Here is a 22495-nt window from a genome sequence, read left to right on the forward strand (position 1 = left end):
GACTGGTGCCCGAGGGAGACAGCGTCTTCAAGCTCGCCCGCCGGCTGGACCGCCAGCTGGCCGGGCACACGGTCGAGCGCTCCGACTTCCGCACGCCCGGCCTGGCCACGCGCGACCTCTCCGGTCGCGAGGTCCTCGGTCACGACACCCACGGCAAGCACCTGCTGACCCGGTTCGGACCGACAGCGGGCTCCCCGCCGGCGACCCTCCACAGCCACCTGCGCATGGACGGGTCGTGGTCGACGCTGGCGCCGGGCAAGCGGCTGCCGGGCGCGGTCCGGCCGCACGTCCGGCTCGTGCTCGGCCTCGCCGACGGCCGCACGGTCCACGGCATCCGGCTCCACGACCTCGCCCTCGTGCCCACCGATCGCGAGTCGGACCTCGTGGGCCACCTCGGGCCCGATCCCCTGCGTGACGACTGGGACGCGGAGGAGGCGGTCCGCCGCCTGCTCGCCGCGCCGACCACACCGCTGGTGACCGCGCTGCTCGACCAGCGGTCGCTGGCCGGCCTGGGCAACCTCTGGGCCAACGAGCTCGCCTTCCTCAGCGGCGTCAGCCCGTGGACGCCGATCGGCGAGGTCGACGTCCCCCGGCTGGTCGAGCGTGCCGCCACCATGCTGCGCCACTCCGCGACCGTCCCGGGTGCCTACCAGGTGACGACCGGCTCACCGGTCAGGGGCGACGACCACTGGGTCACGGGCCGCCAGCGGCAGGGCTGCCGCCGGTGCGGCGGCCCGGTGAGCGTGCAGGCGGAGGTGGCCGGCGACGCCGCCAACCGCCGCACCTGGTGGTGCCCGGCGTGCCAGCCCGGCCCGGGCCCGGAGGCCCGCGTCGGGGACGGACCCGGGATCAGACGTGGTGCAGGCGCCGCGCGGCCTCGGCGACCGACCCGCTCATCGACGGGTAGACGGTGAACGCGTGGGCGAGCTGGTCGGCGGTCAGCGACTCCGCGACCGCGACCGACACCGGGTGGATGAGCTCGGAGGCGCGCGGCCCGACGACCACTCCTCCGACGACGATGCCGGTGCCCGGACGGCAGAAAAGCTTCACGAAACCGTCGCGCACGCCCTGCATCTTGGCGCGGGCGTTGCCGGCCAGCGGCAGGGTGACGACCTCGGCCTCGATCTCACCGGCGTCGACGGCCTGCTGCGACCAGCCGACGGTCGCGATCTCGGGCGACGTGAAGACGTTGGACGACACCTTCTTGAGGTCCAGCGGTGCGACCGCGTCGCCGAGGAAGTGCCACATCGCGATCCGGCCCTGCATCGCCGCCACCGAGGCCAGCATCAGCACACCCGTACAGTCGCCGGCGGCGTAGATCCCGCGCGCCGAGGTGCGCGAGACCCGGTCGACGGTGATGAAGCCGGCGTCGTCCACGGCCACACCCGCCTCCTCGAGGCCGAGATCGGCGGTGTTGGGCACCGAGCCGAGCGCGAGGATGCAGTGGCTGCCCGTGACGGTGCGGCCGTCGGTGAGGGTCACCGTGACCTCGTCGCCCTCCCGGGTCACCGACTGCATGCGTGAGCGGCTGAGCACCTTCATCCCGCGGCGGGTGGCCACGTCCTCCAGCACCGCCGAGGCGTCGGCGTCCTCGCCGGGCAGCACCCGGTCGCGGCTGCTGACCAGCGTGACATCGATGCCGAGCGCGAGGTAGGCGCTCGCGAACTCCGCGCCGGTGACGCCCGAGCCCACGACGACCAGCTTCTCCGGCACCTCGGTGAGGTCGTAGACCTGCTCCCAGGTGAGGATCCGCTCGCCGTCGGGCTGGGCGCTCGGCAGCGTGCGGGGCGCCGCGCCGGTCGCGACGATGACCGCGTCGGCCTGCAGGGTCTCCTCGCCGTCGGCCGTGGTGGCGACGACGGTGAGGTCCGGCCCGAGGCGGCCACGACCGGTGACGACGCGTACGCCGTCGCGGTCGAGGCGGGCCGCGATGTCGGTCGACTGGTCGGCCGCGAGCTGCTTGACCCGGGCGTTGACCCGGGCGAGGTCGACGCTGATGGTCGTCGCCGCGTCGCCCTGGTGGTCGTGGAAGTTGACCCCGAGCTCCTGCGCCGTCGACATGTCGGTCATCAGCTCGGCCGTCGCGATCAGCGTCTTGCTCGGCACGCAGTCGGTGAGCACCGCCGAGCCGCCGACGCCGTCGGTGTCGACGACGGTGACCTGCGCACCCAGCTGCGCGGCCACGTGGGCGGCCTCGTAGCCGCCCGGACCGCCGCCGATGATGACGATGTGGTCGGTCATCAGAGGTTGATCATGTGACCGGCGATGCCGTGGACGGCCTCCTTGACGGCCTCACCGAGCGTCGGGTGCGCGAAGACGTTGCGGGCCACCTCGTCGGCGGTGAGGTCCCACTTCTGCGCCAGCGTCATGACCGGCAGCAGCTCGGTGACGTCGGGGCCGATCATGTGGGTGCCGATGATCTCGTTGTGCTCGGCGTCGGCGACGACCTTCACGAAGCCGAAGGCCTCGCCGAGGCCCATCGCCTTGCCGTTGGCGGTGAAGGGGAACGTCGCGGTCTTGACGTCGTAGCCCTTCTCCTTCGCCTGGGCCTCGCTGTAGCCGAACGACGCGACCTGCGGCATGCAGTAGGTCGCGCGCGGCACGAAGTCGTACTCGACCGGCATCGTCTCGGCGCCGTTGATCGTCTCGGCGGCCACGATGCCCATCGCCTCCGCGACGTGGGCGAGCATCAGCTTGCCGGTGCAGTCACCGATCGCGTAGACGTTGTCGACGTTGGTGCGGCAGTAGTCGTCGATCTCGATCGCGCCACGCTCCGACACGCTGACGCCGATGTTCTCCAGGCCGAAGCCCGTGACCCGCGGGGCGAAGCCGAAGGCGGCGAGGAACTTGTCGGCCTCCAGCACCTGCTCGTCGCCACCCGCGGCGGGCGCGACGGTGACCTTGACGCCCGAACCGGTGTCCTCGACCTTCTTGACCGCCGTGGAGGTCAGCACCTTCACGCCGAGCTTCTTGTAGTGCTTGAGGAGCTCCTTGGAGATGTCGGCGTCCTCGGTGGGGACCATCCGGTCGAGGAACTCGACGATCGTGACGTCGACGCCGAAGTTGGCCATCACGTAGGCGAACTCGACGCCGATCGCGCCGGAGCCGCCGATGACGATCGAGCCGGGCAGCTGGTCGGTGAGGATCTGCTCCTCGTAGGTGACCACGTTGTCGCTCAGCTCGACGCCCGGCACGAGGCGCACGGTGGCGCCGGTGGCGAGGATCAGGTTGTCGAAGGTGTAGCCGGTGGTCTCGCCGTCCTTGCCCTTGACGTCGATCCCGGTCGCGCTGGTCAGGGTGCCCCAGCCGTCGATCTCGGTGATCTTGTTCTTCTTCATCAGGAAGTGGACGCCCTTGACGATGCCGGCGCTCACGTCGCGGCTGCGCTTGTGGGTCGGGCCGAAGGACATCGTGGCGTCGCCCTCGATGCCGAACTTCGCCTTCTCGTGCTGGAGCGTGTGCGCCAGCTCGGCGTTCTTCAGCAGGGCCTTCGACGGGATGCAGCCGACGTTGAGGCAGACACCTCCCCAGTACTTCTCCTCCACCACGGCCACCTTCTGGCCGAGCTGGGAGGCGCGGATCGCGGCGACGTAGCCACCGGGGCCGGCGCCGAGGACGAGGGTGTCGAAGTGGGTGTCGGTCACGCGCCCAGCCTAGTTGTCGGCCGTGCACGGGGAACACCCGAGGTCGGGGCTCGATACTGTGTGGCCCGTGACGCTGTACGCCGCCTACGGGACGAACCTCGATCCCGCCCGCATGGGCGAGCGCTGCCCGCACTCCATCCTCCACTCCACCGGGTGGCTGACCGGCTGGCGGCTCACGTTCGGGGGCGAGGAGCACGGCTGGGACGGCGCCCTCTCCACGATCGTCCAGGACCCGTTCGAGCAGGTCTTCGTGGCGGTCTACGACGTCACGCCGGAGGACGAGCGCTTGCTCGACGGTTGGGAGGCCGCCGACACCGGGCTCTACCGCAAGACCAAGGTGCGGGTGCAGACGCTGACCGGCGAGCAGGTCGTGTGGGCCTACGTCCTCGACGCCTACGAGGGGGGCCTGCCCTCGGCGTCCTACCTCGGGGTCCTCGCCGACGCGGCCGACGCCGCAGGTGCGCCCGAGGACTACGTCGCGGCCCTCCGTCGCCGCGCCTGCCGCTCCACCGGACTCTGAGCGACCACGCCCGGAGCACCGGCGGCGCGGTCCGTCTAGAGTTCCCGGCGTGACCCACGCAGCCCCCGTCCCCACCCCCTACGAGAGCGCCGCCGATGCGGCCGCCCGGCTCGCCGAGCTGACCGGCGTCGAGCGCCACGACATCGCGCTGGTGCTGGGCTCGGGCTGGCTCCCGGCCGTGGACGCGCTCGGCGAGGCGACCGCCGAGATCGACACGACCGACCTCCCGGGCTTCAGCGCCGCCGCCGTCGCGGGGCACAGCGGCAAGATCCGCTCGATCCGCCAGACCACCCCCGACGGCGACAGGAACCTCCTGGTCTTCCTCTCGCGCACCCACTTCTACGAGGGCAAGGGCGTCGCCGCCGTCGTGCACCCGGTGCGCACGGCCGCCGCGGCCGGCTGCTCGGCCATCGTCCTGACCAACGGGTGCGGCGGCCTCAAGCAGGGGTGGCGGCCCGGCCAACCGGTGCTGATCTCCGACCACATCAACCTCACCGGCACGAGCCCGATCGTGGGGGCCAACTTCGTGGACCTGACCGACCTCTACAGCCCGCGCCTGCGCGCGATGTGCAAGGAGGTCGACGACTCCCTCGACGAGGGCGTCTACGTGCAGTTCCCCGGCCCCCACTACGAGACGCCGGCCGAGGTCCGGATGGCCGGGATCATGGGCGGCCACCTCGTCGGCATGAGCACCACGCTGGAGGCCATCGCCGCCCGCGAGGCGGGCATGGAGGTCCTCGGCATCAGCCTGGTCACCAACCTCGCCGCCGGCCTGAGCGGTGAGCCGCTCAACCACGAGGAGGTCCTCGAGGCGGGTCGCTCCGCGGCCAGCCGGATGGGCGGCCTGCTCAGCCAGGTCGCGGCGAGGATCTGAGGCCGGCGATGCGTGTCCTCGTCACCGGTGCCGCCGGCAGCATCGGCCGGGTGGTCACCACCGGCCTGGCCGCCTCCGGCCACGACGTGGTGGGCCTCGACCTGGTCCCGCCGCCCGACGGAACGCCCTTCACCTGGCACGAGGGCGACTGTGCCGACGGCGACGCCGTCGAGGCGGTCTTCGCCGAGGAGCGGCTCGACGCCGTCGTGCACCTCGCGGGCATCCCCGACGAGGCGTCGCTGCCCGATGAGCTCACCTCCCACGTCGTGACGACCGCTGCGCTCCTCGACGCGATGGTGGCCCACGACGTGCCGCGCATCGTCTACGCCTCCTCCAACCACGCCGTCGGCCGCACGCTCCGGGCGGACGGCACCCTGACCGAGCGGGCCCTGCCCCGCGCGGACACCTACTACGGCGTCGCCAAGGTGGCGGCCGAGGCGCTCCTGCACCTCTTCGCCGACCGCCACGGCATCGACGCCGTCGCGTGCCGGATCGGCTCGTTCCTCGAGGAGCCCACCAGCGTGCGCGGCCTGTCGACGTGGCTCTCCCACGGTGACTGCGTGCGGATGGTCGAGGCGGCGCTCAGCACCCCCGCTCCCGGCTACGCCGTCCTCTACGGCATCAGCGCGAACACCCGCGCGTGGTGGGACCTCGAGCCGGGTCGCCGGCTGGGCTACGAGCCGCAGGACGACGCCGAGGCGTACGCCGACCGGGTCGAGCCCGGCCCTCAGGACGACGCGGAGGCCGCGTTCGTCGGAGGCCCGTTCGCGACGGCGCAGTTCCACCGTCCCGCCCTGGGCGCTTGACTTCGAGCACGCTCCAAGTCCGACACTGGTCCGATGACCAGCCTGAGCATCGCCGAGGCGGCCGAGAAGACCGGGCTCACGGCCCACACGCTGCGCTACTACGAGCGTGACGGACTGCTCCTGCACTCGGTCGACCGGGCCCCGTCCGGCCACCGTCGCTACACCGCCGATGACCTGCGGTGGATCCAGATGGTGACCCGGCTGCGCGCGACCGGGATGCCCATCCGGGACGTACGCCGCTATGCCGAGCTGGTGCGCGACGGCGACGGCAACGAGGCCGAGCGCCTGGGCCTGCTGCTCGCGCACCGCGAGGTCGTGGAGCGCCAGCTCGCCGAGGTGACGGGCCACCTGCGGGCCATCGACCACAAGATCGCGCTCTACGAGAACAAGGTCGCGCCGGGCGCCTGAGCCCGACCCCCGCCGGGGGGTTGACTTGGAGCGCGCTCGAAGGCGAAGGGTGGCAGGCATGAGCATCCAGACACGACAGATCGGCTCCCTCACCGTCTCCGCCCTCGGCCTCGGCTGCATGGGGATGTCGGAGTTCTACGGCACCCCCGACGAGCAGTCGGGCATCGACACGATCCACCGGGCCCTCGACCTCGGTGTGACCTTCCTCGACACCGCCGACATGTACGGCCCGTTCACCAACGAGCAGCTGGTCGGCCGGGCGATCAAGGACCGCCGCGACGAGGTCCAGCTCGCCACCAAGTTCGGCAACGAGCGCAACCCCGACGGCTCCTGGGTCGGCATCAACGGCTCCCCCGACTACGTGCGCCGCGCGTGCGACGCCTCGCTCGGACGGCTCGGCGTCGACCACATCGACCTCTACTACCAGCACCGCGTCGACAAGACAGTTCCGATCGAGGAGACCGTCGGCGCCATGAAGGAGCTCGTCGAGGCCGGCAAGGTGCGCCACCTCGGGCTGTCGGAGGCGTCCGCGGACACGATCCGCCGGGCCCACGCGACGCACCCGATCGCCGCACTGCAGTCGGAGTACTCCCTGTTCACGCGCGACGTCGAGGACGAGGTCGTCCCGGCGCTGCGCGAGCTCGGGATCGGGCTGGTCCCCTACTCCCCGCTCGGTCGCGGCATGCTGACCGGGGCGGTCACCCGCGAGTCGCTCGAGTCCGACGACTCCCGCGCCACCGGCCGCTTCCCGCGCTTCACCGGCGATGCCCTCGACGCCAACCTCGCCCTCGTCGACAAGGTCAGGGAACTGGCCGCCGACAAGGGCTGCACGCCCGGCCAGCTCGCGCTCGCCTGGGTGCTCGCCCAGGGTGACGACCGGCTCGGGGTCGCTCCGATCCCCGGGACGAAGCGGGTGCGCTACCTCGAGGAGAACGTCGGTGCGCTCGACGTCGAGCTCACCGCGGACGACCTCACCGCGCTGGAGCAGGCGGTGCCGCGCGACGCCGTGGCCGGTGACCGCTACGGCGACATGTCCACCATCGACGCCTGAGCGACGCCCCCGTCGGCTCCCGCGGGGGTCGGGTGTCAGGTCGACGCGATCCCCACCCGACCCTCGCGGAAGGCGTCGACGAAGAGCGCGTGGTCCTCGCGCACGCGGACGGCGTACGCGATGCCCCAGTCGCACAGCCACGACACGAAGTCGTTGCGGCGCCCGTCGAGCGAGCGACGGATCGCCTCCTCGACCTGGAAGTCGACGAGGTCCTGCTGGCTGTCCTCGTCGGAGGCGCAGTGGATCTTGGCGGTCGCGCGACCGAGCAGGTCCACCACGGCGCGCATGTCCCCGGGCTCGTTGATCTCGCTCCAGTCCAGGTCGACCTCGTAGGGGGAGACCTCCGCCACGACGTAGCCGACACCGTCGATGCTCGTGTGGCCGAGCAGCGGGTCGGTGTGCACCTGCAGCGCCCGCTGGCTCACCGCCGTGCGGTGGCCCTCGTGGTCGAAGTACGCGTCGACCTCGGCGGTGTCGACGAAGCGGCTCACGGCCGGGATGTTGGCCTGCTTCATGCTGAGCACCACGTCGTTGTCGAGCGCCTGGCTGTAGCCCTCGACCAGCACGTTGTACGCCGGCAGGCCGGCGCTCCCGATGCCGAAGCCGGACTTCCCGACGACGTCGCGCAGCTCGTAGAACAGGTCCCGGTCGAACCGCTTGGAGTCCGGGATCGTGTCGAGGTAGGCCCGGAAGGCCTCGACCACCTTCGAGCGCTCGGTGCTCGAGAGCCGTCGGGTCGTCCCGTCCTCGCTGAACTTCCGGGTGCCGTGCTGCATGCCTGTCACGCCGTCGAGCAGGTCGGCCCGCCGCTTCTTCCGCGCCGACTCCAGAGCCGTGAGGACCGGTCCGTGCGCGGTGTCGAGCCGGATCTCGAACTCCTCGTCGTCGTGCGTGCCCGTGTAGTGGTTGACCTGGGCGAGGTAGGAGCGCGCGTAGCGTGCGACGAGCTTGCGGATCGCGTCCTCGGGCAGCGCCTTCTGCCAGCCGAGCAGCGCCAGGCTGGCCGCGAACCGCTGCAGGTCCCAGGTGAAGCGCCCGACGTAGGCCTCGTCGAAGTCGTTGACGTCGAAGATCAGCCGGCCGTCGGAGTTGAGGTAGGTGCCGAAGTTCTCCACGTGCAGGTCGCCGTGGATCCAGATGCGCTCGGCCCCGTGGTCCGCCCAGGGGTCGTCCTCACCGGTGACGTCGCAGTAGAACAGGCAGGCAGACCCGCGGTAGAACGCCAGCGGGTCGCGCGCCATCTTGCGGTACTTCGCCCGGAAGGCTGCGGGGTCCGCCCGCATGAGCGGCGCGAACGCGTCCTGCAGCACGTCGATGATCACGTCGGCGCGGGCGTCGGTTCGCGAGGTGGCCATGCTGGGCACTCTAGGTCCGACGGCCAGTAGGTTGGGGCCATGGCAACCACACAACTCGGCCCCAACACCGTCAGCACCGTGGGCGAGCTCCCCGCGGTCGGCTCGAAGGCACCCGGCTTCGACCTCGTCGACTCCCAGTTCCAGGCCCTCACCGACGCCGACGTGTCCGGCAAGCGGATCGTGCTCAACATCTTCCCCAGCATCGACACCGGCGTGTGCCAGGCGAGCGTCCGGAGGTTCAACGAGCTCGCGGCCGGCCTCGACAACACGGCCGTGGTCAACGTCTCGGTGGACCTCCCCCTCGCCCAGGCCCGCTTCTGCGGCGCCGAGGGCATCGACGACGTCCTCGTCGGGTCGGCGTTCCGGTCCTCCTTCGGCGACGACTACGGCATCGCGATGGCCGACGGCGGGTGGCAGGGCATGCTCGCCCGCGCCGTGGTCGTCGTCGACACCGACGGCACCGTGCTGCACACCCAGCTCACCGACGCGATCGGCGTCGAGCCCGACTACGACGCCGCGGTGGCCGCTCTCGGCTGAGGCGAGCGACTCCTCCGACCGGTGGCCGCGGACCCGATGGGTCGGCGGCCACCGTCGTCCTTGCCCTACTGGCGCCGCGCGAGCCAGTCGTGCTCGACCCGCGGGAGCAGCCCCGAGGCCAGGCAGGCAGCGGCGAGGTCCCGGTCGCCCATGAGGGCCCGGAAGTACATCGGCAGGGTGAGCCCGTGGCCCGGCCGCTCGACGACCTCGACCGGGTCGCCCGCCCGGATCGCTCCGGGCTCGACCACGGCGAGGTAGGCGCCGGTCAGGCCGCGCTCGGCGAAGCGGCGTACCCACGCGCGCTCGGCCATGTGCTTGGCGAACGTCGCGCACGGGATGCGGGGCCCGCACACCTCGAGGAGCGTGCGGCCGACCTGCCACCGCTCCCCCACCTCGGCCGTGTCGACCTCGAGACCGAGGGTGGTGAGGTTCTCGCCGAACATGCCGTCGGGCAGGTCGCGGCCGAGGTGCTCGCTCCACCAGTCGAGCTCCTCGCGGGCGACGGCGTAGACCGCCTGGGTCGTCCCCCCGTGGTGCCGGCGACTGATGATCGCGTCGCCGACGACTCCGCTGCCGAGCCCACCGCGCTTCGGCCCGGGGTCGCGCACCTCGATCACGTCGACCGGGCGCTTGTGGATCCCGCTGGGCCGCTTCAGGCCCTGGACCGGCGAGGCCGTGCCGGCGTTGACGGAGCGGACGACGGCTGGCACGCCGCCACGCTAGCCGTCAGGAGTCGCCGGTGTGGCAGACGGCCTCGATGTTGTTGCCCTCGGTGTCGCGGACGAACGCGCCGTAGTAGGCCGGGTGGTACTCCGGCCACAGCCGCGGCTCGTGGAGCGACTCGGCCCCGGCGGCGACGGCCTCGGCGTGCCACGCGCGGACGGTGGCGGCGTCGGGGGCGCGGAAGGCCACGTGGACCTCGCGGTTGGGACCGACGCCCTCGAAGGTGCTGATCCAGAAGTCCGGCTGCTCCGTGCCGTAGCCGATGGCCACCTCGACGTCCATCACGCGTCGGTGCCCCAGCACGCCCAGGACCCGGTCGTAGAACGCCGCCGCGCGCGGCAGGTCGGTGCAGTTGATGCCCAGGTGATCGATCATGCCCTGATCGTGGCACCGCCCACCGACACCGTCACGCCCCGTGGGGATAGCGTGCGTCCATGACCGTGTCGACCGACCAGACCGCCCTGCTCGAGGCGGCCCGCGCCTGGGCAGCAGAGGACCCCGACGACCAGACGCGCGCCGAGCTGGAGGCGGTCGTCGCCGATGCCGAGCGCGGCGCGGAGACCGACCTCGCCGACCGCTTCGCCGGCACCCTCGAGTTCGGCACCGCCGGCCTGCGCGGGCCGCTGGGCGCCGGCCCCAACCGGATGAACCGGGTCGTGGTCACGCGCGCGGCGGCCGGCCTGGCGGCGTACCTCCGCGACACCGGCCACAGCGGCGGGTCCGTCGTGATCGGCTTCGACGCCCGCCACAACTCCGACGTCTTCGCCCGCGACACCGCGGAGATCATGACCGGCGCCGGCTTCAAGGTCCTCGTGATGCCGCGGACGCTGCCCACGCCGCTCCTCGCGTTCGCGATCCGCGAGCTGGGCTGCGCGGCCGGGGTGATGGTCACCGCGAGCCACAACCCGCCGCAGGACAACGGCTACAAGGTCTACCTCGGCGACGGCAGCCAGATCGTCCCGCCCGCCGACACCGAGATCGCGGCCCGGATCGCCGCAGTCGGCCCGCTCGCGGACCTCCCGCGCGGTGACGCCGGCCGCCTCGTCGGCGAGGAGATCGTCGACCGCTACCTCGACACGGTCGCGGGCCTGGCCGAGGACGGCCCGCGCGACCTACGCATCGTCTACACCCCGCTCCACGGCGTCGGCGGCACCACCGTCGCGCAGGTGCTGGAGACCGCCGGCTTCGACGCCCCGCACGTCGTCGAGCAGCAGGAGCACCCCGACCCCGACTTCCCGACCGTCTCGTTCCCCAACCCGGAGGAGCCGGGCGCCATGGACCTGGCGATGGCGCTCGCCGCGGAGCACAAGGCCGACCTGGTGGTCGCCAACGACCCCGACGCCGACCGCTGCGCCGTCGCGGTGCCCGACGTCCACGGGTGGCGGATGCTGCGCGGCGACGAGGTGGGCGCCCTGCTGGCGCACCACCTGCTCGCCCGGGGGCGGCAGGGCACCTACGCCAACTCCATCGTCTCCTCCAGCCTGCTCGGCAAGATGGCCGCCGCGGCCGGGCAGCCGCACGAGGAGACCCTGACCGGCTTCAAGTGGATCGGCCGGGTCGAGGGCCTCGCCTTCGGCTACGAGGAGGCGCTCGGCTACTGCTGCGACCCCGAGCACGTGAGGGACAAGGACGGCGTCTCGGCGCTGCTGCTCGTGTGCGAGCTCGCCGCGCAGGCCAAGGCCGAGGGGCGCGGCCTCACCGACCTCCTCGACGACATCGCTCGTCAGCACGGCCTGCACGCCACCGACCAGCTGTCGGTGCGCTTCGACGACCTCGCCGCCATCCCAGCCACCATGGATCGGCTGCGCAGCGCTCCGCCGACCACGCTCGGCGGCCTGGCGGTCGAGCTGGTGGAGGACCTCTCCGAGGGATCGGCCGCACTGCCGCCGACCGACGGGCTGCGCTACACCCTCGCCGAGGGCGCCCGGGTGATCGTGCGTCCCAGCGGCACCGAGCCCAAGGTCAAGTGCTACCTCGAGGTGGTGATCCCGGTGGAGACGGGGCCCGACGGGGCCGGCGCGGACGCGGCCCGGATCTCCGCCGCGGGCCGGCTCGACGCGATCAAGGCCGACCTGCGGGGCGCGGCCTTCGGGGGCTGACGTGCGCGCCGCGACGCCGCTCGCCCGCGCCCGCGCCCTCGGCCTCGCCGCCGCCCTCGCCGCCGGCCTGCTCGCCGCGGCGCCCGCCACGACGTCGTACGCCGACGTGGGTCCGCGCACGTGGCGCGTCGGGCCCGACCGCGAGCTGACGACCCCCAGTGCGGCCGCGGCGGTCGCCCGCGACGGCGACACGGTGCTGATCGACCCGGGCACCTACTCCGGCGACGTGGCGACCTGGACCCAGGACGACCTGACGCTGCGCGGCGACGGCGGGCGGGCCCACCTGCGCGCCGACGGCAGCGACGCGCAGGGCAAGGCGATCTGGGTCATCGCCGGCGACCGGGCGACCGTCGACCGGATCGAGCTCAGTGGTGCCGCGGTGCCCGACCGCAACGGCGCGGGCATCCGCCAGGAGGGCACCGACCTCACCGTCACGCGCAGCTGGTTCCACGACAACGAGAACGGCATCCTCACCGGTGCCGACCCCGGGAGCGACATCGTCATCCAGCGGTCGCGCTTCTTCCGCAACGGCTACGGCGACGGCTACTCCCACAACCTCTACGTCGGCGCCGTCCGCTCGCTGACGGTCACCGGCAGCTGGCTCTCGCGGGCCGACACCGGCCACGAGCTCAAGTCCCGCGCGGCCCGCAACACGATCGTCGCCAACCGCATCAGCGACGGCGACGCCACCGCGAGCTACTCGATCGACCTGCCCGACGGCGGGCTGTCGCTCGTCGCCGGCAACGTCGTCGTCCAGGGCCCGCGGTCGGAGAACCCGGCGCTCGTCTCCTACGGCGCCGAGGGCCTGACCAACCCGAGCCGCACGATCTGGGTCGTCAACAACACCTTCGTCAACCAGCGCACCTCCGGCACGTACGTCGCCCTCGCCGACGGGAGCCGGGCCCACCTGCGCAACAACCTCCTGGTCGGATCCGCTGAGCTCACCAGCGGCGCGGCCCGCGACGCGCGGGCCAACCGCCGCGTCGGCCTCGGCGGCTTCGTTGATCCCGCCCGCGAGGACTTCCGGCTCACCGCGTCGTCGCCCGCCGTCGACCGAGGCGTCCGCGTCCCCCGCCGCTGGCGGCCCCGTCTCGAGCACGCCGCCCCGACCGGGCTCGTGCGGCGTCGCACGTCGGGACCGGTCGACCTCGGAGCCCACGAGCTCCGTTGACCACCCGATACCCTCGGACCATGGTCCGGACCGTCGCCGACGTGGCAGCACGTGCGCGCCTCGCGCTCGTCCTGACCCTGCTCGGCGTCGCATCGCTCCTCGCAGCCGCCTCGCTGGACCCGACCGCGACCGCCCAGACCGTCGTGGTGGTGACCGCGCTCTCCGCGGCCACCGCCCTCGCCGGCGTGCACTGCCTGCTGGCCGTGCCCGACGCCGGGATCCACTCGCTCCGCCCGCGCCGTCGCGCCGCCGACATCCCGCTCGTGCTCGCCGGACGGACCACCGACGTGGTCCACCACCCGGTGCGCCCGCGCGCTCCTGGACGCGTCTGACCCGTCGCCCCCGCGCGACGTCGTACAGACCCTTCCGCCCGATCCAGGAGACACCCATGTCACTGCTCGCCCCGCTCAAGCACGCCCTCGCCGCCGCCCTGGCCACGACCCACGACGCCCTCGCCGCCCTCGACGCCCCGGCCGACTCCGCGGCCGCCTGGGTGCTCGGCATCGCCTCGCTCGTCGTCCTCGTGCGGCTCCTGCTGCTGCCGTTCGTCGTGCACGGCGTCCGCCAGGCCCACGCCGGGGCCCGGGCCCGGCCGCACCTCAAGGGGGTCACGGAGCGCTACCGCGGCCGCACGGACGCCGAGAGCCTGCGCGCCCACATGGAGGAGCGCCGCGCCGTCTCGGCGGAGCACGGGGTCAGCCGGCTCGGCTGCCTGCCCGTCCTGGTGCAGCTGCCGGTGTGGCTGGCGCTCTACCACCTCGTCTCCGACGTGGCCCACGGCACGGCCGTCGGCGCGATGGGACCGGGGCTGGTGTCGTCGTTCGGTGCCGCCTCGCTCGTCGGCGTCTCGCTCGCCGGCCACGGCTACCTCGGCTCCGGTGGCCTCCACCTCGCCGTCGTGGCCGGGCTCGCGCTGACCGCGGCCGCGCTGTCGTACGTCACCCAGCGGTTCGTGGTCGCGCCCAACACGTCCGTCGAGGGCATGCCGGAGGCGATGGTCGCGGCGCAGCGCATCATGCCCGCGATGTCGGCCGGCGGGATGCTGCTCGCAGGAGGAGTGGTGCCGGTGGCGCTGCTCGTCTACTGGGTGTGCAGCTCGACGTGGACGCTGGGCCAGTCGGCGGCCATCGCACGCTGGTGGCCCACCCCCGGGACGGCAGCGGCCGCGCGCCACGTCATGGCGTGACGACCGCTGGCTCAGAGGAAGAAGCTGACCACCATCAGCAGGGCCGCGACCGCGATCAGCGCCAGGGGCACCAGCGCGGGCTCACGTCGTACGGCGTCGGGCAGCGCGCGCTGCTCCTCCGAGCCGGCGGTGACCCCGGCGTGGTCGCGGGCGGCGTCGACGAGCTCGCGGAGCCGGTGCTCGGCCCAGTCGACGTAGCGCATCCCCTCACGTGTGCCGTCCTCGGACGCCGGGGCGGCGCGGTGGGACGTCATCGCCCTGCGCCACGTGCGGCCCAGCACCGTGCTGACCAGCCGTCGGTCGCCGGCGCGGACCGCCAGGAACTGGCGCACGGCCAGCTCCTCGACCGCGGCCAGCCGGATGTGGACCGTCTCGGCGAGGTTGCGCATCACCAGGTGCTCGTCGGTGGCCCACAGCGCCGGGCGGAGCATCGCGGCCCAGGCGAGGACACCGACAAGCAGGGCGACGCCGCCCACCCACGCGGGAAAGCCGTCGTCCAGGTAGACCACCATGGCGACCAGGACCGCGGCGCTCAGCAGCACGGCCGCCCAGCCGGAGAACCGTCCACTGGTGGGCCGGAACCGCTCCACGACGGCCTCGCCGTCGTCCTGCAGGCGTGCCATGGTCTCCTCGCCGTTTTGGGCAGACATTGGCCCCCTCTGGATTGCCGGGGGCGTCCGCGCCAACTCTATGCTGGGTCGGTGACACCCACTGCCAGCTCCACGGCGAGCACGACCTCCTCGCACGCCGTCTTCGACGACGTCGTGCGCTCGGACTCCACGCTCCGCCGATTCCTCCACGGCCTCCCCGGCGTCGACCAGGTCGGGTGCGAGGCCCGCGCCGCCGGTCTGGCCACGCGGTCGATCAAGACCACGTCGAAGGCGTACGCCATCGACCTGGCCATCCGGATGGTCGACCTGACCACGCTCGAGGGCCAGGACACCCACGGCAAGGTCCGCGCGCTCGCGTCCAAGGCGATGCGCCCCGACCCCGCCGACTCGACCTGCCCGCCCACGGCTGCCGTGTGCGTCTACCCCGACATGGTGGCCACCGCCAAGCAGACGCTCGGCGACAGTGGCGTCAACGTCGCGGCAGTCGCCACGGCCTTCCCCAGCGGTCGCGCGTCGATGGACATCAAGCTCGCCGACACCCGTGACGCCGTCGAGGCCGGCGCCGACGAGATCGACATGGTCATCGACCGGGGGGCGTTCCTCTCCGGCCGCTACCTCGACGTCTTCCAGGAGATCGCCCAGGTCCGCGAGGCGTGCGCCAGGCCTGACGGCACCAGTGCGCACCTCAAGGTGATCTTCGAGACCGGCGAGCTGCAGACCTACGACAACGTCCGCCGGGCCAGCTGGCTGGCGATGATGGCCGGGGGCCACTTCATCAAGACCTCCACCGGCAAGGTCCAGCCCGCCGCGACCCTCCCGGTCACCCTCATCATGCTCGAGGCGGTCCGCGACTTCCGCGAGCAGACCGGTCAGATGATCGGCGTCAAGCCGGCCGGTGGCATCAAGACCACCAAGGACGCCATCAAGTACCTCGTGATGGTCAACGAGATCTGCGGCGACGACTGGCTCGACCCCGACTGGTTCCGCTTCGGCGCCTCCACGCTGCTCAACGACCTGCTCATGCAGCGCACCAAGATGACGACCGGGCGCTACTCCGGTCCCGACTACTTCACGTTGGACTGATCACCATGACCTTCGAGTACGCCCCCGCGCCCGAGTCGCGCGCCATCGTCGACATCAAGCCGTCCTACGGGCTGTTCATCAACGGCGAGTTCGTCGACGGCAACGGCACGTCGTTCAAGACGATCAACCCGGCCACCGAGGAGGTGCTGGCCGAGGTCGCCGAGGCCAGCGACGCCGACGTCGACGAGGCCGTGAAGGCTGCGCGCCGTGCCTACACCCGCGTGTGGTCGCGGATGTCCGGCGCCGAGCGCGCCAAGTACCTCTACCGGATCGCCCGGATCATCCAGGAGCGCGGCCGCGAGCTCGCCGTCCTGGAGTCGATCGACAACGGCAAGCCGATCAAGGAGTCGCGCGACGTCGACGTCCCGATCGTTGCCGCCCACTTCTTCTACTACGCCGGCTGGGCCGACAAGCTCCAGTACTCCGGCTACGGCTCGACCCCGCTCGGCGTCGCCGGACAGGTCATCCCGTGGAACTTCCCGCTGCTGATGCTGGCGTGGAAGATCGCCCCGGCCCTGGCCTGCGGCAACACCGTCGTGCTCAAGCCCGCCGAGACCACCCCGCTCACCGCGCTGCTCTTCGCCGAGATCTGCCAGCAGGCCGACCTGCCGCCCGGCGTCGTCAACATCGTCACGGGCGCCGGTGACACCGGCCGCGCCATCGTGTCGCACCCCGACGTCGACAAGGTGGCCTTCACCGGGTCCACCGAGGTCGGCAAGGCGATCGCCCGCGCCGTCGCCGGCAGCGACAAGAAGGTCACCCTCGAGCTCGGCGGCAAGGCCGCCAACATCGTCTTCGACGACGCCCCGCTCGACCAGGCCGTCGAGGGCATCGTCAACGGCATCTTCTTCAACCAGGGCCACGTCTGCTGCGCGGGCTCGCGCCTGCTGGTGCAGGAGTCCGTGGCCGACGAGGTGATGAGCCGGCTCAAGCGACGCATGGCGACGCTGCGCGTGGGTGACCCGCTCGACAAGAACACCGACGTCGGTGCGATCAACTCCGCCGAGCAGCTCGCCAAGATCCGCGAGCTCTCCGAGATCGGCGAGTCCGAGGGCGCGGAGCGCTGGTCGGCCCCGTGCGACCTGCCGTCCAACGGCTACTGGTTCGCCCCGACCGTCTTCACCGGCGTCTCGCAGGCCCACCGGATCGCCCGCGAGGAGATCTTCGGCCCGGTCCTGTCCGTGCTGACCTTCCGCACGCCCTCCGAGGCGATCGAGAAGGCCAACAACACGCCGTTCGGCCTGTCGGCAGGCGTGTGGACCGACAAGGGCTCGCGCATCCTGTCGATGGCCAACCGCCTGCGGGCGGGCGTGGTCTGGGCCAACACGTTCAACAAGTTCGACCCCACCTCGCCGTTCGGCGGATACAAGGAGTCCGGATACGGCCGCGAGGGCGGCCGCCACGGTCTCGAGGCCTACCTCAAGGGAACCAGCCCGAAGGGAGCGGACGCGTGAGCCGCATCGACGTGCGCAAGACGTACAAGCTCTACATCGGCGGCCAGTTCCCGCGCTCGGAGTCGGGCCGCTCCTACGTCGTCAACGACGCCAAGGGCCGCCTGCTCGCCAACGCCGCCCAGGCCTCGCGCAAGGACGCCCGCGACGCGGTCGTCGCCGCCCGCGCCGCCTTCGGTGGCTGGTCCGGCAGGACCGCCTACAACCGCGCGCAGGTCGTCTACCGCGTCGCCGAGGTGCTCGAGGGCCGCCGCGAGCAGTTCGAGGCCGAGCTCCGCGCCGCGGAGGGCATCACGCCGGCCCGCGCCCGCACCTACGTGGACGCCTCGATCGACCGCCTCGTCTGGTACGCCGGCTGGGCCGACAAGATCACGCAGGTCGTCGGCAACGCCAACCCGGTCGCCGGCCCCTACTTCAACCTGTCGACCCCCGAGCCCAGCGGCGTCATCGCCGTCGTCGCCCCGCGCGGCCCCCTGCTCGGCCTCGTCAGCGTCGTCGCGCCGCTCATCATCACCGGCAACACCGTCGTCGTGATCGCCAGCCAGGACAACCCGCTGACCGCGATCACGCTCGGCGAGGTGATGGCGACCAGCGACCTCCCGGGCGGCGTGGTCAACGTGCTCACCGGCTCGCAGACCGAGATCGCCCCGTGGCTGGCCTCGCACATGGACGTCAACGGCATCGACCTCACCGGGGTCGAGGACGTCGAGCTCGCGACCGAGCTCGAGGTGGCTGCGGCCGACAACCTCAAGCGCGTACGGCGTCCCGCTCCCGACACCGACTGGCTCGCCGAGCCCGCGCTGGACCGGATGACGCAGTTCCTCGAGACCAAGACCGTCTGGCACCCGATCGGCGTCTGAGCCACGCAGTCACCAAGCTCGAAGTTCGCTCGTACCTGGTACGAGCGGACTTCGAGCTTGTTCGCTGTAGCCACACGCCGTGGTCGCGAGCACGGCAACAGGGATGGCCCCCACTCCTGCGAGTGGGGCCCATCCCTGTCAGGTCGAGCCGTGCGTGATCAGCGGTTGAGCAGGGCCGAGGCCAGCACGCCGAGGATCTCGTTGGGGTTGGTCACCAGGTAGTTCTGGCCACCGGTGGCGGCGGCGATCTGCTCGAGCTCACCGGTGTCGGCGTCCTGCGAGATGCCGATGACGATCACCTTGACCGGCTTGGCGGGGTCACGCAGCGACTTGAGCTGGTTGACGAGGGACTCCAGCGACAGCGAGCTCGAGTCGTCGCTGGCGCCGTCGGTCATGATCACCACGGAGTTGAACCACGCCGGGTCCCACATCTCCTGCGCGTGCTTGTAGGCCGCGAGGGTGGAGTCCATGACGCCGGTGCCGCCGCGCACGCGGCCGGGCAGGGCGTCGGCCATGGCGCGGACCTCGTCGCCGTGCGTCTTGCCGTCGGCCGCAGGGGCGTCGAGCCGCTCGAGCGCGGCGTACTCGGCGTACGAGGCGCCGTTCTCGCCGCGGTTCTTGGAGAAGCCCCAGATGCCGATCCGGGCCTGCGCCGGGAAGGCGTCGAGCGCGAGCTGGGACGCGGTCACCGCCAGACCGATGCGGGTGGTGTCGCCGATGGCCATCTTCATCGAGCCGGAGAGGTCGACGACCGCCAGGATGCTGGAGGGCACCGACAGCACGCGCCACTGGCGCAGGGTGTCGTCGGTGGTCTTCTGGGCGACCTTGGCGAGCACCGGGGCGCTGCCGAGGCCGATGTCGTTCGGCAGCGCGGCGCCGTCGGGGCCGCGGAGCTCGGCGGCCGCGATGGCCTCCACGCCGGCGCTCGAGGCGAACCAGCGACCGAGGGCGCGGCCCACGCGTGCCGAGAGGTCGCCGCCGGAGTCGAGGATGTCCTTGCTGCCACGGTTCACGTCGATCAGGGGGTACTGCAGCATCGGCACGCCGGTCTTCGGCGCCACCAGGGCGAGCTGGTCGTTGCTGCGGCGGGCGGCGAGGTAGGCCTGCTCGGTGGCGGGCACCAGCTGGGTGCTGGAGGCCGTGATCGTGGACAGGTCGGTCTCGGTGGTGCCGCCGGCCACGGCGCGCTCGCCGTAGGTCTGGGCGACCGGGACGGTCTTCTCCTCGATGGACAGCGCGGTCTCGCCGGTCTTCTTCATCTCGGCGTACGGCGCGAGCAGCGCGAGCGCGGAGGCGCCCTCGGCGCTGGGGTCGGCCATCGCCAGGCTGCCGCCGTCGAGCAGGGAGGACCAGGACGTCGGGGCCTCGGCGGCCGGGCCGCCGATGAGGCCGACCGGCGTCTGGGCGAGGACGTCCGCGATCGGCGTACCGGTCCAGCCGGCGCTGGTGAGCTGGCCCTTCCAGGTCGGGCTGTCCGGGATCCAGATTTCGGGGAGCTCGGCGTTGGGGTCGCTCAGCAGGGCGACGACGTCCTTCACGGTGCCCGCGGTGACCTGGATGTCGATGCAGGGCTCGTCGGCGTTGACGTCCTTGACGGCCTGCTTGACCAGGTCCTCCATGACCGGGGCGGTCGTCAGCGTGACCACCTCGGAGATGCAGTCGGCACCCTCGGGCTCGCCGCTGGCGCCGCGCACCGCGAAGAAGCCGATGAGGCCCACGACGAGCGCAAGCGCGAGTCCGCCCAGCACGAAGGTCTTGGCGGGCCGTCCGGCGGCGCCGGAACCGTCCGCGGTGTCGGGCGCGGTCTCGGCCGCGGTCGAGTCGTCGAGACTCATGAAGGTCCTCCCACAGAGGTGTCGATCCAGGGTCTGGGCGAGACTAATGTCCAGCCTTTACCTCCCGTGGCCGAACGACGAAATGAGTTCGCAACAAATGAGCACTGCCCAGGTGGTCGTCCTGGCCGGACCCAGCGGCGCCGGGAAGTCCCGGCTCGCGGAGCGCCTCGGACTCCCCGTCCTGCGCCTCGACGACTTCTACAAGGACGGCGACGACCCCTCGCTCCCCCGCATCACCACCGGCGCCAACGCCGGGCTCGTCGACTGGGACCACCCGGACTCGTGGCACGAGGCCGATGCCCTGGCCGCGCTCCGCGAGCTGTGCGCCACGGGGCGCAGCGAGGTGCCGATCTACGAGATCGCGCAGAACGGACGCTGCGGCTCCCGCACCGTCGACCTCGGCGGCAGCGGCCGGTTCGTCGCGGAGGGCATCTTCGCGCCCGAGGTGGTGTCTGCGTGCCGGGAGGCGGGCATCCTCGCCGCGGCCTACTGCATCACCCAGCACCCGCTCGTCACGTTCTGGCGGCGCCTGACCCGCGACCTGCGCGAGCACCGCAAGCCGCCGCTGGTGCTCGTACGCCGCGGACTGGCGCTGATGCGCGACCAGCAGCGGGTCGTCGCGCACGCGGTGCGCCAGGGCTGCCGGCGAGCGACGGGCGACCAGGCGTACGCCGAGCTGACCGCCGCCAGCCGCGCCGCTAGCCGTTGATGAGCGCGGCGTAGCCCGGCTTGACGACCTGGTCGATGATCGCGAGCCGCTCGTCGAAGGGCAGGAACGCCGACTTCATCGCGTTGATGGTGAACCAGCGCAGGTCCTCCAGCGAGTAGCCGAACGCCTCCACCAGCCCGAACATCTCGTGCGTCATCGAGGTGCCGCTCATCAGGCGGTTGTCGGTGTTGACGGTGACGCGGAACCGCAGGTCGGTCAGCAGCCCGATCGGGTGCTCGGCGAAGGACTCCGCCGCCCCGGTCTGGATGTTCGAGCTCGGGCACATCTCGAGCGGGATCCGCTTGTCGCGGACGTAGGCCGCCAGCAGGCCGAGCTCGACGGACCCGTCGTCGTTGACCGTGATGTCGTCGATGATCCGCACGCCGTGGCCGAGCCGGTCGGCGCCGCACCACTGGATCGCCTGCCAGATCGACGGCAGGCCGAAGGCCTCGCCGGCGTGGATGGTGAAGTGGGCGTTCTCGCGCTGCAGGTACTCGAAGGCGTCGAGGTGCCGGGTCGGGGGGAAGCCCGCCTCCGCGCCGGCGATGTCGAACCCGGCGACACCGCGGTCGCGCCACGCGATCGCCAGCTCGGCGATCTCCATCGACCGGGCCTGGTGCCGCATCGCGGTCAGCAGCTGGCGTACGACGATCCTGCCGCCGCTGGCGGCCATGCCGGCGTCGAAGCCCTCCTGCACCGCCGCGACGACCTCGTCGAGGGTCAGCCCGCCGCTGACGTGCTGCTCCGGGGCGTAGCGCACCTCGGCGTAGACGACACCGTCGGCGGCGAGGTCCTCGACGCACTCGCGGGCGACACGGGCGATCGCCGGACCGCTCTGCATCACCGCGACGGTGTGGTCGAAGGTCTCGAGGTAGCGCACCAGCGAGCCCGAGTCGGCCGACTCCGCGAACCAGCGCCCGAGCGACTCCGCGTCAGAGGCGGGCAGCTCGTGGCCGGCCTCGGCGGCCAGCTCCACGATCGTCTGCGGACGCAGTCCGCCGTCGAGGTGGTCGTGCAGCAGGACCTTCGGGGCGGCGTGCACCTGGTCGCGGGTGGGAGTGCTCATCGGCACATCCAAGCAGGCTCGCCCAGGGTCAAGCACTACTGTTCGTGCGCATGCGCACCTTCACCACGCTCGACGAGGTCGCCGCCGCGTCCGGGTCCGAGATCGGCACGAGCGAGTGGCTCGACGTCGACCAGGCGCGGATCGACGCGTTCGCCGACGCCACGCTCGACCACCAGTGGATCCACGTCGACGTCGACGCGGCGGGCAAGGGACCGTTCGGCACCACCATCGCCCACGGGTTCCTCACGTTGAGCCTGCTCCCCCACTTCGCCTCGCAGGTCTTCCGGCTCGAGACCCCGGGCGCCCGGCTCAACTACGGCCTGGAGAAGGTCCGCTTCCCCAGCCCGGTGCCGGTCGACAGCCGGCTGCGGTCGCACGTGCGCTTCGGGGAGGTCCGCGACCTGGCGGCCGGCAAGCAGCTCGTCGTGGAGCACACCGTCGAGATCGAGGGCAACGACAAGCCGGCATGTGTGGCCGCCCACGTGGTGCTGCTCCTCGCCTGAGGC

24 protein-coding genes are annotated in these 22495 nt (G+C 72.1%); 16 read left to right on the forward strand and 8 right to left on the reverse strand.

Going from position 1 to position 22495, the window contains the following annotated elements; genetic code table 11:
- The first annotated feature begins 5 nt into the window (after positions 1 to 5).
- Positions 6 to 914 (forward strand): DNA-formamidopyrimidine glycosylase family protein, encoded by a 909-nt coding sequence (locus tag ACFQW6_RS18895; RefSeq protein ID WP_378549019.1) that lies wholly within the window; start codon positions 6 to 8, stop codon positions 912 to 914.
- Here ACFQW6_RS18895 and ACFQW6_RS18900 read toward each other — a convergent pair.
- Both ACFQW6_RS18900 and lpdA read right to left on the reverse strand, forming a co-directional pair.
- Positions 850 to 2241, reverse strand: a complete 1392-nt coding sequence (locus ACFQW6_RS18900) for an NAD(P)H-quinone dehydrogenase (RefSeq protein ID WP_378549022.1) — start codon at positions 2239 to 2241, stop codon at positions 850 to 852. The two genes, ACFQW6_RS18895 and ACFQW6_RS18900, sit on opposite strands and share 65 nt — an antisense overlap.
- The gene (gene lpdA / locus ACFQW6_RS18905; RefSeq protein ID WP_378549025.1) at positions 2241 to 3644 is read right to left on the reverse strand and encodes a dihydrolipoyl dehydrogenase; all 1404 of its coding nucleotides are present in this window, start codon (positions 3642 to 3644) and stop codon (positions 2241 to 2243) included. Before lpdA ends, ACFQW6_RS18900 begins: the two co-directional genes overlap by 1 nt.
- 67 nt (positions 3645 to 3711) lie before the next feature.
- Here lpdA and ACFQW6_RS18910 point away from each other — a divergent pair, with 67 nt between their 5' ends.
- Genes ACFQW6_RS18910 through ACFQW6_RS18930 form a run of 5 tightly spaced genes read left to right on the forward strand, consistent with a single transcriptional unit; the run spans position 3712 to position 7303 of the window.
- Complete coding sequence (locus ACFQW6_RS18910) at positions 3712 to 4164, forward strand: gamma-glutamylcyclotransferase (RefSeq protein WP_378549028.1); 453 nt, start codon at positions 3712 to 3714, stop codon at positions 4162 to 4164.
- Positions 4165 to 4213: 49 nt separating this feature from the next.
- The gene (locus ACFQW6_RS18915) at positions 4214 to 5038 is read left to right on the forward strand and encodes a purine-nucleoside phosphorylase (protein WP_378549030.1); all 825 of its coding nucleotides are present in this window, start codon (positions 4214 to 4216) and stop codon (positions 5036 to 5038) included.
- An 8-nt stretch (positions 5039 to 5046) separates the two neighbouring features.
- Positions 5047 to 5844, forward strand: coding sequence for an NAD-dependent epimerase/dehydratase family protein (locus ACFQW6_RS18920; protein WP_378549033.1), 798 nt, complete (start codon positions 5047 to 5049; stop codon positions 5842 to 5844).
- A gap of 33 nt (positions 5845 to 5877) precedes the next feature.
- Positions 5878 to 6252: a MerR family transcriptional regulator gene (locus ACFQW6_RS18925; RefSeq protein WP_378549036.1), complete on the forward strand. Its 375-nt coding sequence runs from the start codon at positions 5878 to 5880 to the stop codon at positions 6250 to 6252.
- 58 nt (positions 6253 to 6310) lie between these two features.
- The gene (locus tag ACFQW6_RS18930; protein WP_378549039.1) at positions 6311 to 7303 is read left to right on the forward strand and encodes an aldo/keto reductase; all 993 of its coding nucleotides are present in this window, start codon (positions 6311 to 6313) and stop codon (positions 7301 to 7303) included.
- Positions 7304 to 7338: 35 nt separating this feature from the next.
- Here the strand turns inward: ACFQW6_RS18930 and ACFQW6_RS18935 are convergent, their stop codons facing one another.
- Positions 7339 to 8658, reverse strand: a complete 1320-nt coding sequence (locus tag ACFQW6_RS18935) for a DUF2252 domain-containing protein (protein WP_378549042.1) — start codon at positions 8656 to 8658, stop codon at positions 7339 to 7341.
- Positions 8659 to 8697: 39 nt separating this feature from the next.
- Between ACFQW6_RS18935 and tpx the strand changes: the two genes are divergently transcribed.
- Positions 8698 to 9195: a thiol peroxidase gene (tpx, locus tag ACFQW6_RS18940; RefSeq protein ID WP_378549045.1), complete on the forward strand. Its 498-nt coding sequence runs from the start codon at positions 8698 to 8700 to the stop codon at positions 9193 to 9195.
- 65 nt (positions 9196 to 9260) lie between these two features.
- Here tpx and ACFQW6_RS18945 read toward each other — a convergent pair whose 3' ends face one another.
- Both ACFQW6_RS18945 and ACFQW6_RS18950 read right to left on the reverse strand, forming a co-directional pair.
- The gene (locus ACFQW6_RS18945) at positions 9261 to 9905 is read right to left on the reverse strand and encodes an MOSC domain-containing protein (protein WP_378549048.1); all 645 of its coding nucleotides are present in this window, start codon (positions 9903 to 9905) and stop codon (positions 9261 to 9263) included.
- Positions 9906 to 9921: 16 nt separating this feature from the next.
- Complete coding sequence (locus ACFQW6_RS18950; protein WP_378549051.1) at positions 9922 to 10293, reverse strand: VOC family protein; 372 nt, start codon at positions 10291 to 10293, stop codon at positions 9922 to 9924.
- Between the two features lie 59 nt (positions 10294 to 10352).
- Between ACFQW6_RS18950 and ACFQW6_RS18955 the strand changes: the two genes are divergently transcribed.
- Genes ACFQW6_RS18955 through yidC form a run of 4 tightly spaced genes read left to right on the forward strand, consistent with a single transcriptional unit; the run spans position 10353 to position 14374 of the window.
- Positions 10353 to 12017 carry a phospho-sugar mutase gene (locus tag ACFQW6_RS18955; RefSeq protein WP_378549054.1) on the forward strand — a complete coding sequence of 555 codons (1665 nt, stop codon included), beginning with the start codon at positions 10353 to 10355 and terminating at the stop codon, positions 12015 to 12017.
- Position 12018: 1 nt separating this feature from the next.
- Positions 12019 to 13188 carry a right-handed parallel beta-helix repeat-containing protein gene (locus ACFQW6_RS18960; protein WP_378549057.1) on the forward strand — a complete coding sequence of 390 codons (1170 nt, stop codon included), beginning with the start codon at positions 12019 to 12021 and terminating at the stop codon, positions 13186 to 13188.
- 20 nt (positions 13189 to 13208) lie between these two features.
- Positions 13209 to 13520 (forward strand): hypothetical protein, encoded by a 312-nt coding sequence (locus ACFQW6_RS18965; RefSeq protein ID WP_378549060.1) that lies wholly within the window; start codon positions 13209 to 13211, stop codon positions 13518 to 13520.
- Between the two features lie 56 nt (positions 13521 to 13576).
- Positions 13577 to 14374 (forward strand): membrane protein insertase YidC, encoded by a 798-nt coding sequence (gene yidC / locus ACFQW6_RS18970; RefSeq protein WP_378549062.1) that lies wholly within the window; start codon positions 13577 to 13579, stop codon positions 14372 to 14374.
- An 11-nt stretch (positions 14375 to 14385) separates the two neighbouring features.
- Here yidC and ACFQW6_RS18975 read toward each other — a convergent pair whose 3' ends face one another.
- A complete protein-coding gene (locus ACFQW6_RS18975; protein ID WP_378549065.1) occupies positions 14386 to 14997 on the reverse strand; it encodes a hypothetical protein in 612 nt (203 codons plus the stop codon).
- A gap of 78 nt (positions 14998 to 15075) precedes the next feature.
- On the opposite strand from ACFQW6_RS18975, the gene deoC reads away from it, so the two are divergent.
- From deoC to ACFQW6_RS18990, 3 genes are read left to right on the forward strand one after another with little or no spacing between them, the layout of a single operon-like run.
- Complete coding sequence (gene deoC / locus ACFQW6_RS18980; RefSeq protein ID WP_378549068.1) at positions 15076 to 16068, forward strand: deoxyribose-phosphate aldolase; 993 nt, start codon at positions 15076 to 15078, stop codon at positions 16066 to 16068.
- Between the two features lie 5 nt (positions 16069 to 16073).
- A complete protein-coding gene (locus ACFQW6_RS18985) occupies positions 16074 to 17522 on the forward strand; it encodes an aldehyde dehydrogenase family protein (protein WP_378549071.1) in 1449 nt (482 codons plus the stop codon).
- The gene (locus ACFQW6_RS18990) at positions 17519 to 18379 is read left to right on the forward strand and encodes an aldehyde dehydrogenase family protein (RefSeq protein ID WP_378549074.1); all 861 of its coding nucleotides are present in this window, start codon (positions 17519 to 17521) and stop codon (positions 18377 to 18379) included. The genes ACFQW6_RS18985 and ACFQW6_RS18990 overlap by 4 nt, the downstream gene beginning before the upstream one ends.
- A gap of 158 nt (positions 18380 to 18537) precedes the next feature.
- Here ACFQW6_RS18990 and ACFQW6_RS18995 read toward each other — a convergent pair whose 3' ends face one another.
- Positions 18538 to 20214, reverse strand: coding sequence for a substrate-binding domain-containing protein (locus ACFQW6_RS18995; RefSeq protein WP_378549077.1), 1677 nt, complete (start codon positions 20212 to 20214; stop codon positions 18538 to 18540).
- Between the two features lie 97 nt (positions 20215 to 20311).
- On the opposite strand from ACFQW6_RS18995, the gene ACFQW6_RS19000 reads away from it, so the two are divergent.
- Complete coding sequence (locus tag ACFQW6_RS19000; protein WP_378549080.1) at positions 20312 to 20923, forward strand: ATP-binding protein; 612 nt, start codon at positions 20312 to 20314, stop codon at positions 20921 to 20923.
- Here ACFQW6_RS19000 and ACFQW6_RS19005 read toward each other — a convergent pair.
- On the reverse strand, positions 20913 to 21989 hold the full coding sequence (locus tag ACFQW6_RS19005) for an adenosine deaminase (RefSeq protein ID WP_378549084.1): 1077 nt from the start codon (positions 21987 to 21989) through the stop codon (positions 20913 to 20915). The genes ACFQW6_RS19000 and ACFQW6_RS19005 overlap by 11 nt on opposite strands.
- A gap of 50 nt (positions 21990 to 22039) precedes the next feature.
- On the opposite strand from ACFQW6_RS19005, the gene ACFQW6_RS19010 reads away from it, so the two are divergent.
- Positions 22040 to 22492 (forward strand): MaoC family dehydratase, encoded by a 453-nt coding sequence (locus ACFQW6_RS19010; protein ID WP_378549087.1) that lies wholly within the window; start codon positions 22040 to 22042, stop codon positions 22490 to 22492.
- The last annotated feature ends 3 nt before the right edge of the window (positions 22493 to 22495 follow it).

This window comes from Nocardioides sp. GCM10028917, from assembly GCF_042666175.1.
Taxonomy (GTDB): Bacteria; Actinomycetota; Actinomycetes; order Propionibacteriales; family Nocardioidaceae; genus Nocardioides.

Excerpts from the sequence above, each read along its gene's own strand:
- ACFQW6_RS18900 (WP_378549022.1), bottom strand. The coding sequence starts at position 2,241 with ATGACCGACCACATCGTCATCATCGGCGGCGGTCCGGGCGGCTACGAG.
- ACFQW6_RS18920 (WP_378549033.1), top strand. The coding sequence starts at position 5,047 with ATGCGTGTCCTCGTCACCGGTGCCGCCGGCAGCATCGGCCGGGTGGTC.
- ACFQW6_RS18985 (WP_378549071.1), top strand. The coding sequence starts at position 16,074 with ATGACCTTCGAGTACGCCCCCGCGCCCGAGTCGCGCGCCATCGTCGAC.
- ACFQW6_RS18975 (WP_378549065.1), bottom strand. The coding sequence starts at position 14,997 with ATGGCACGCCTGCAGGACGACGGCGAGGCCGTCGTGGAGCGGTTCCGG.
- ACFQW6_RS18930 (WP_378549039.1), top strand. The coding sequence starts at position 6,311 with ATGAGCATCCAGACACGACAGATCGGCTCCCTCACCGTCTCCGCCCTC.
- ACFQW6_RS18950 (WP_378549051.1), bottom strand. The coding sequence starts at position 10,293 with ATGATCGATCACCTGGGCATCAACTGCACCGACCTGCCGCGCGCGGCG.
- ACFQW6_RS18995 (WP_378549077.1), bottom strand. The coding sequence starts at position 20,214 with ATGAGTCTCGACGACTCGACCGCGGCCGAGACCGCGCCCGACACCGCG.
- ACFQW6_RS19010 (WP_378549087.1), top strand. The coding sequence starts at position 22,040 with ATGCGCACCTTCACCACGCTCGACGAGGTCGCCGCCGCGTCCGGGTCC.
- ACFQW6_RS19005 (WP_378549084.1), bottom strand. The coding sequence starts at position 21,989 with ATGAGCACTCCCACCCGCGACCAGGTGCACGCCGCCCCGAAGGTCCTG.
- tpx (WP_378549045.1), top strand. The coding sequence starts at position 8,698 with ATGGCAACCACACAACTCGGCCCCAACACCGTCAGCACCGTGGGCGAG.
- yidC (WP_378549062.1), top strand. The coding sequence starts at position 13,577 with ATGTCACTGCTCGCCCCGCTCAAGCACGCCCTCGCCGCCGCCCTGGCC.
- ACFQW6_RS19000 (WP_378549080.1), top strand. The coding sequence starts at position 20,312 with ATGAGCACTGCCCAGGTGGTCGTCCTGGCCGGACCCAGCGGCGCCGGG.
- ACFQW6_RS18955 (WP_378549054.1), top strand. The coding sequence starts at position 10,353 with ATGACCGTGTCGACCGACCAGACCGCCCTGCTCGAGGCGGCCCGCGCC.
- ACFQW6_RS18925 (WP_378549036.1), top strand. The coding sequence starts at position 5,878 with ATGACCAGCCTGAGCATCGCCGAGGCGGCCGAGAAGACCGGGCTCACG.
- ACFQW6_RS18965 (WP_378549060.1), top strand. The coding sequence starts at position 13,209 with ATGGTCCGGACCGTCGCCGACGTGGCAGCACGTGCGCGCCTCGCGCTC.
- ACFQW6_RS18935 (WP_378549042.1), bottom strand. The coding sequence starts at position 8,658 with ATGGCCACCTCGCGAACCGACGCCCGCGCCGACGTGATCATCGACGTG.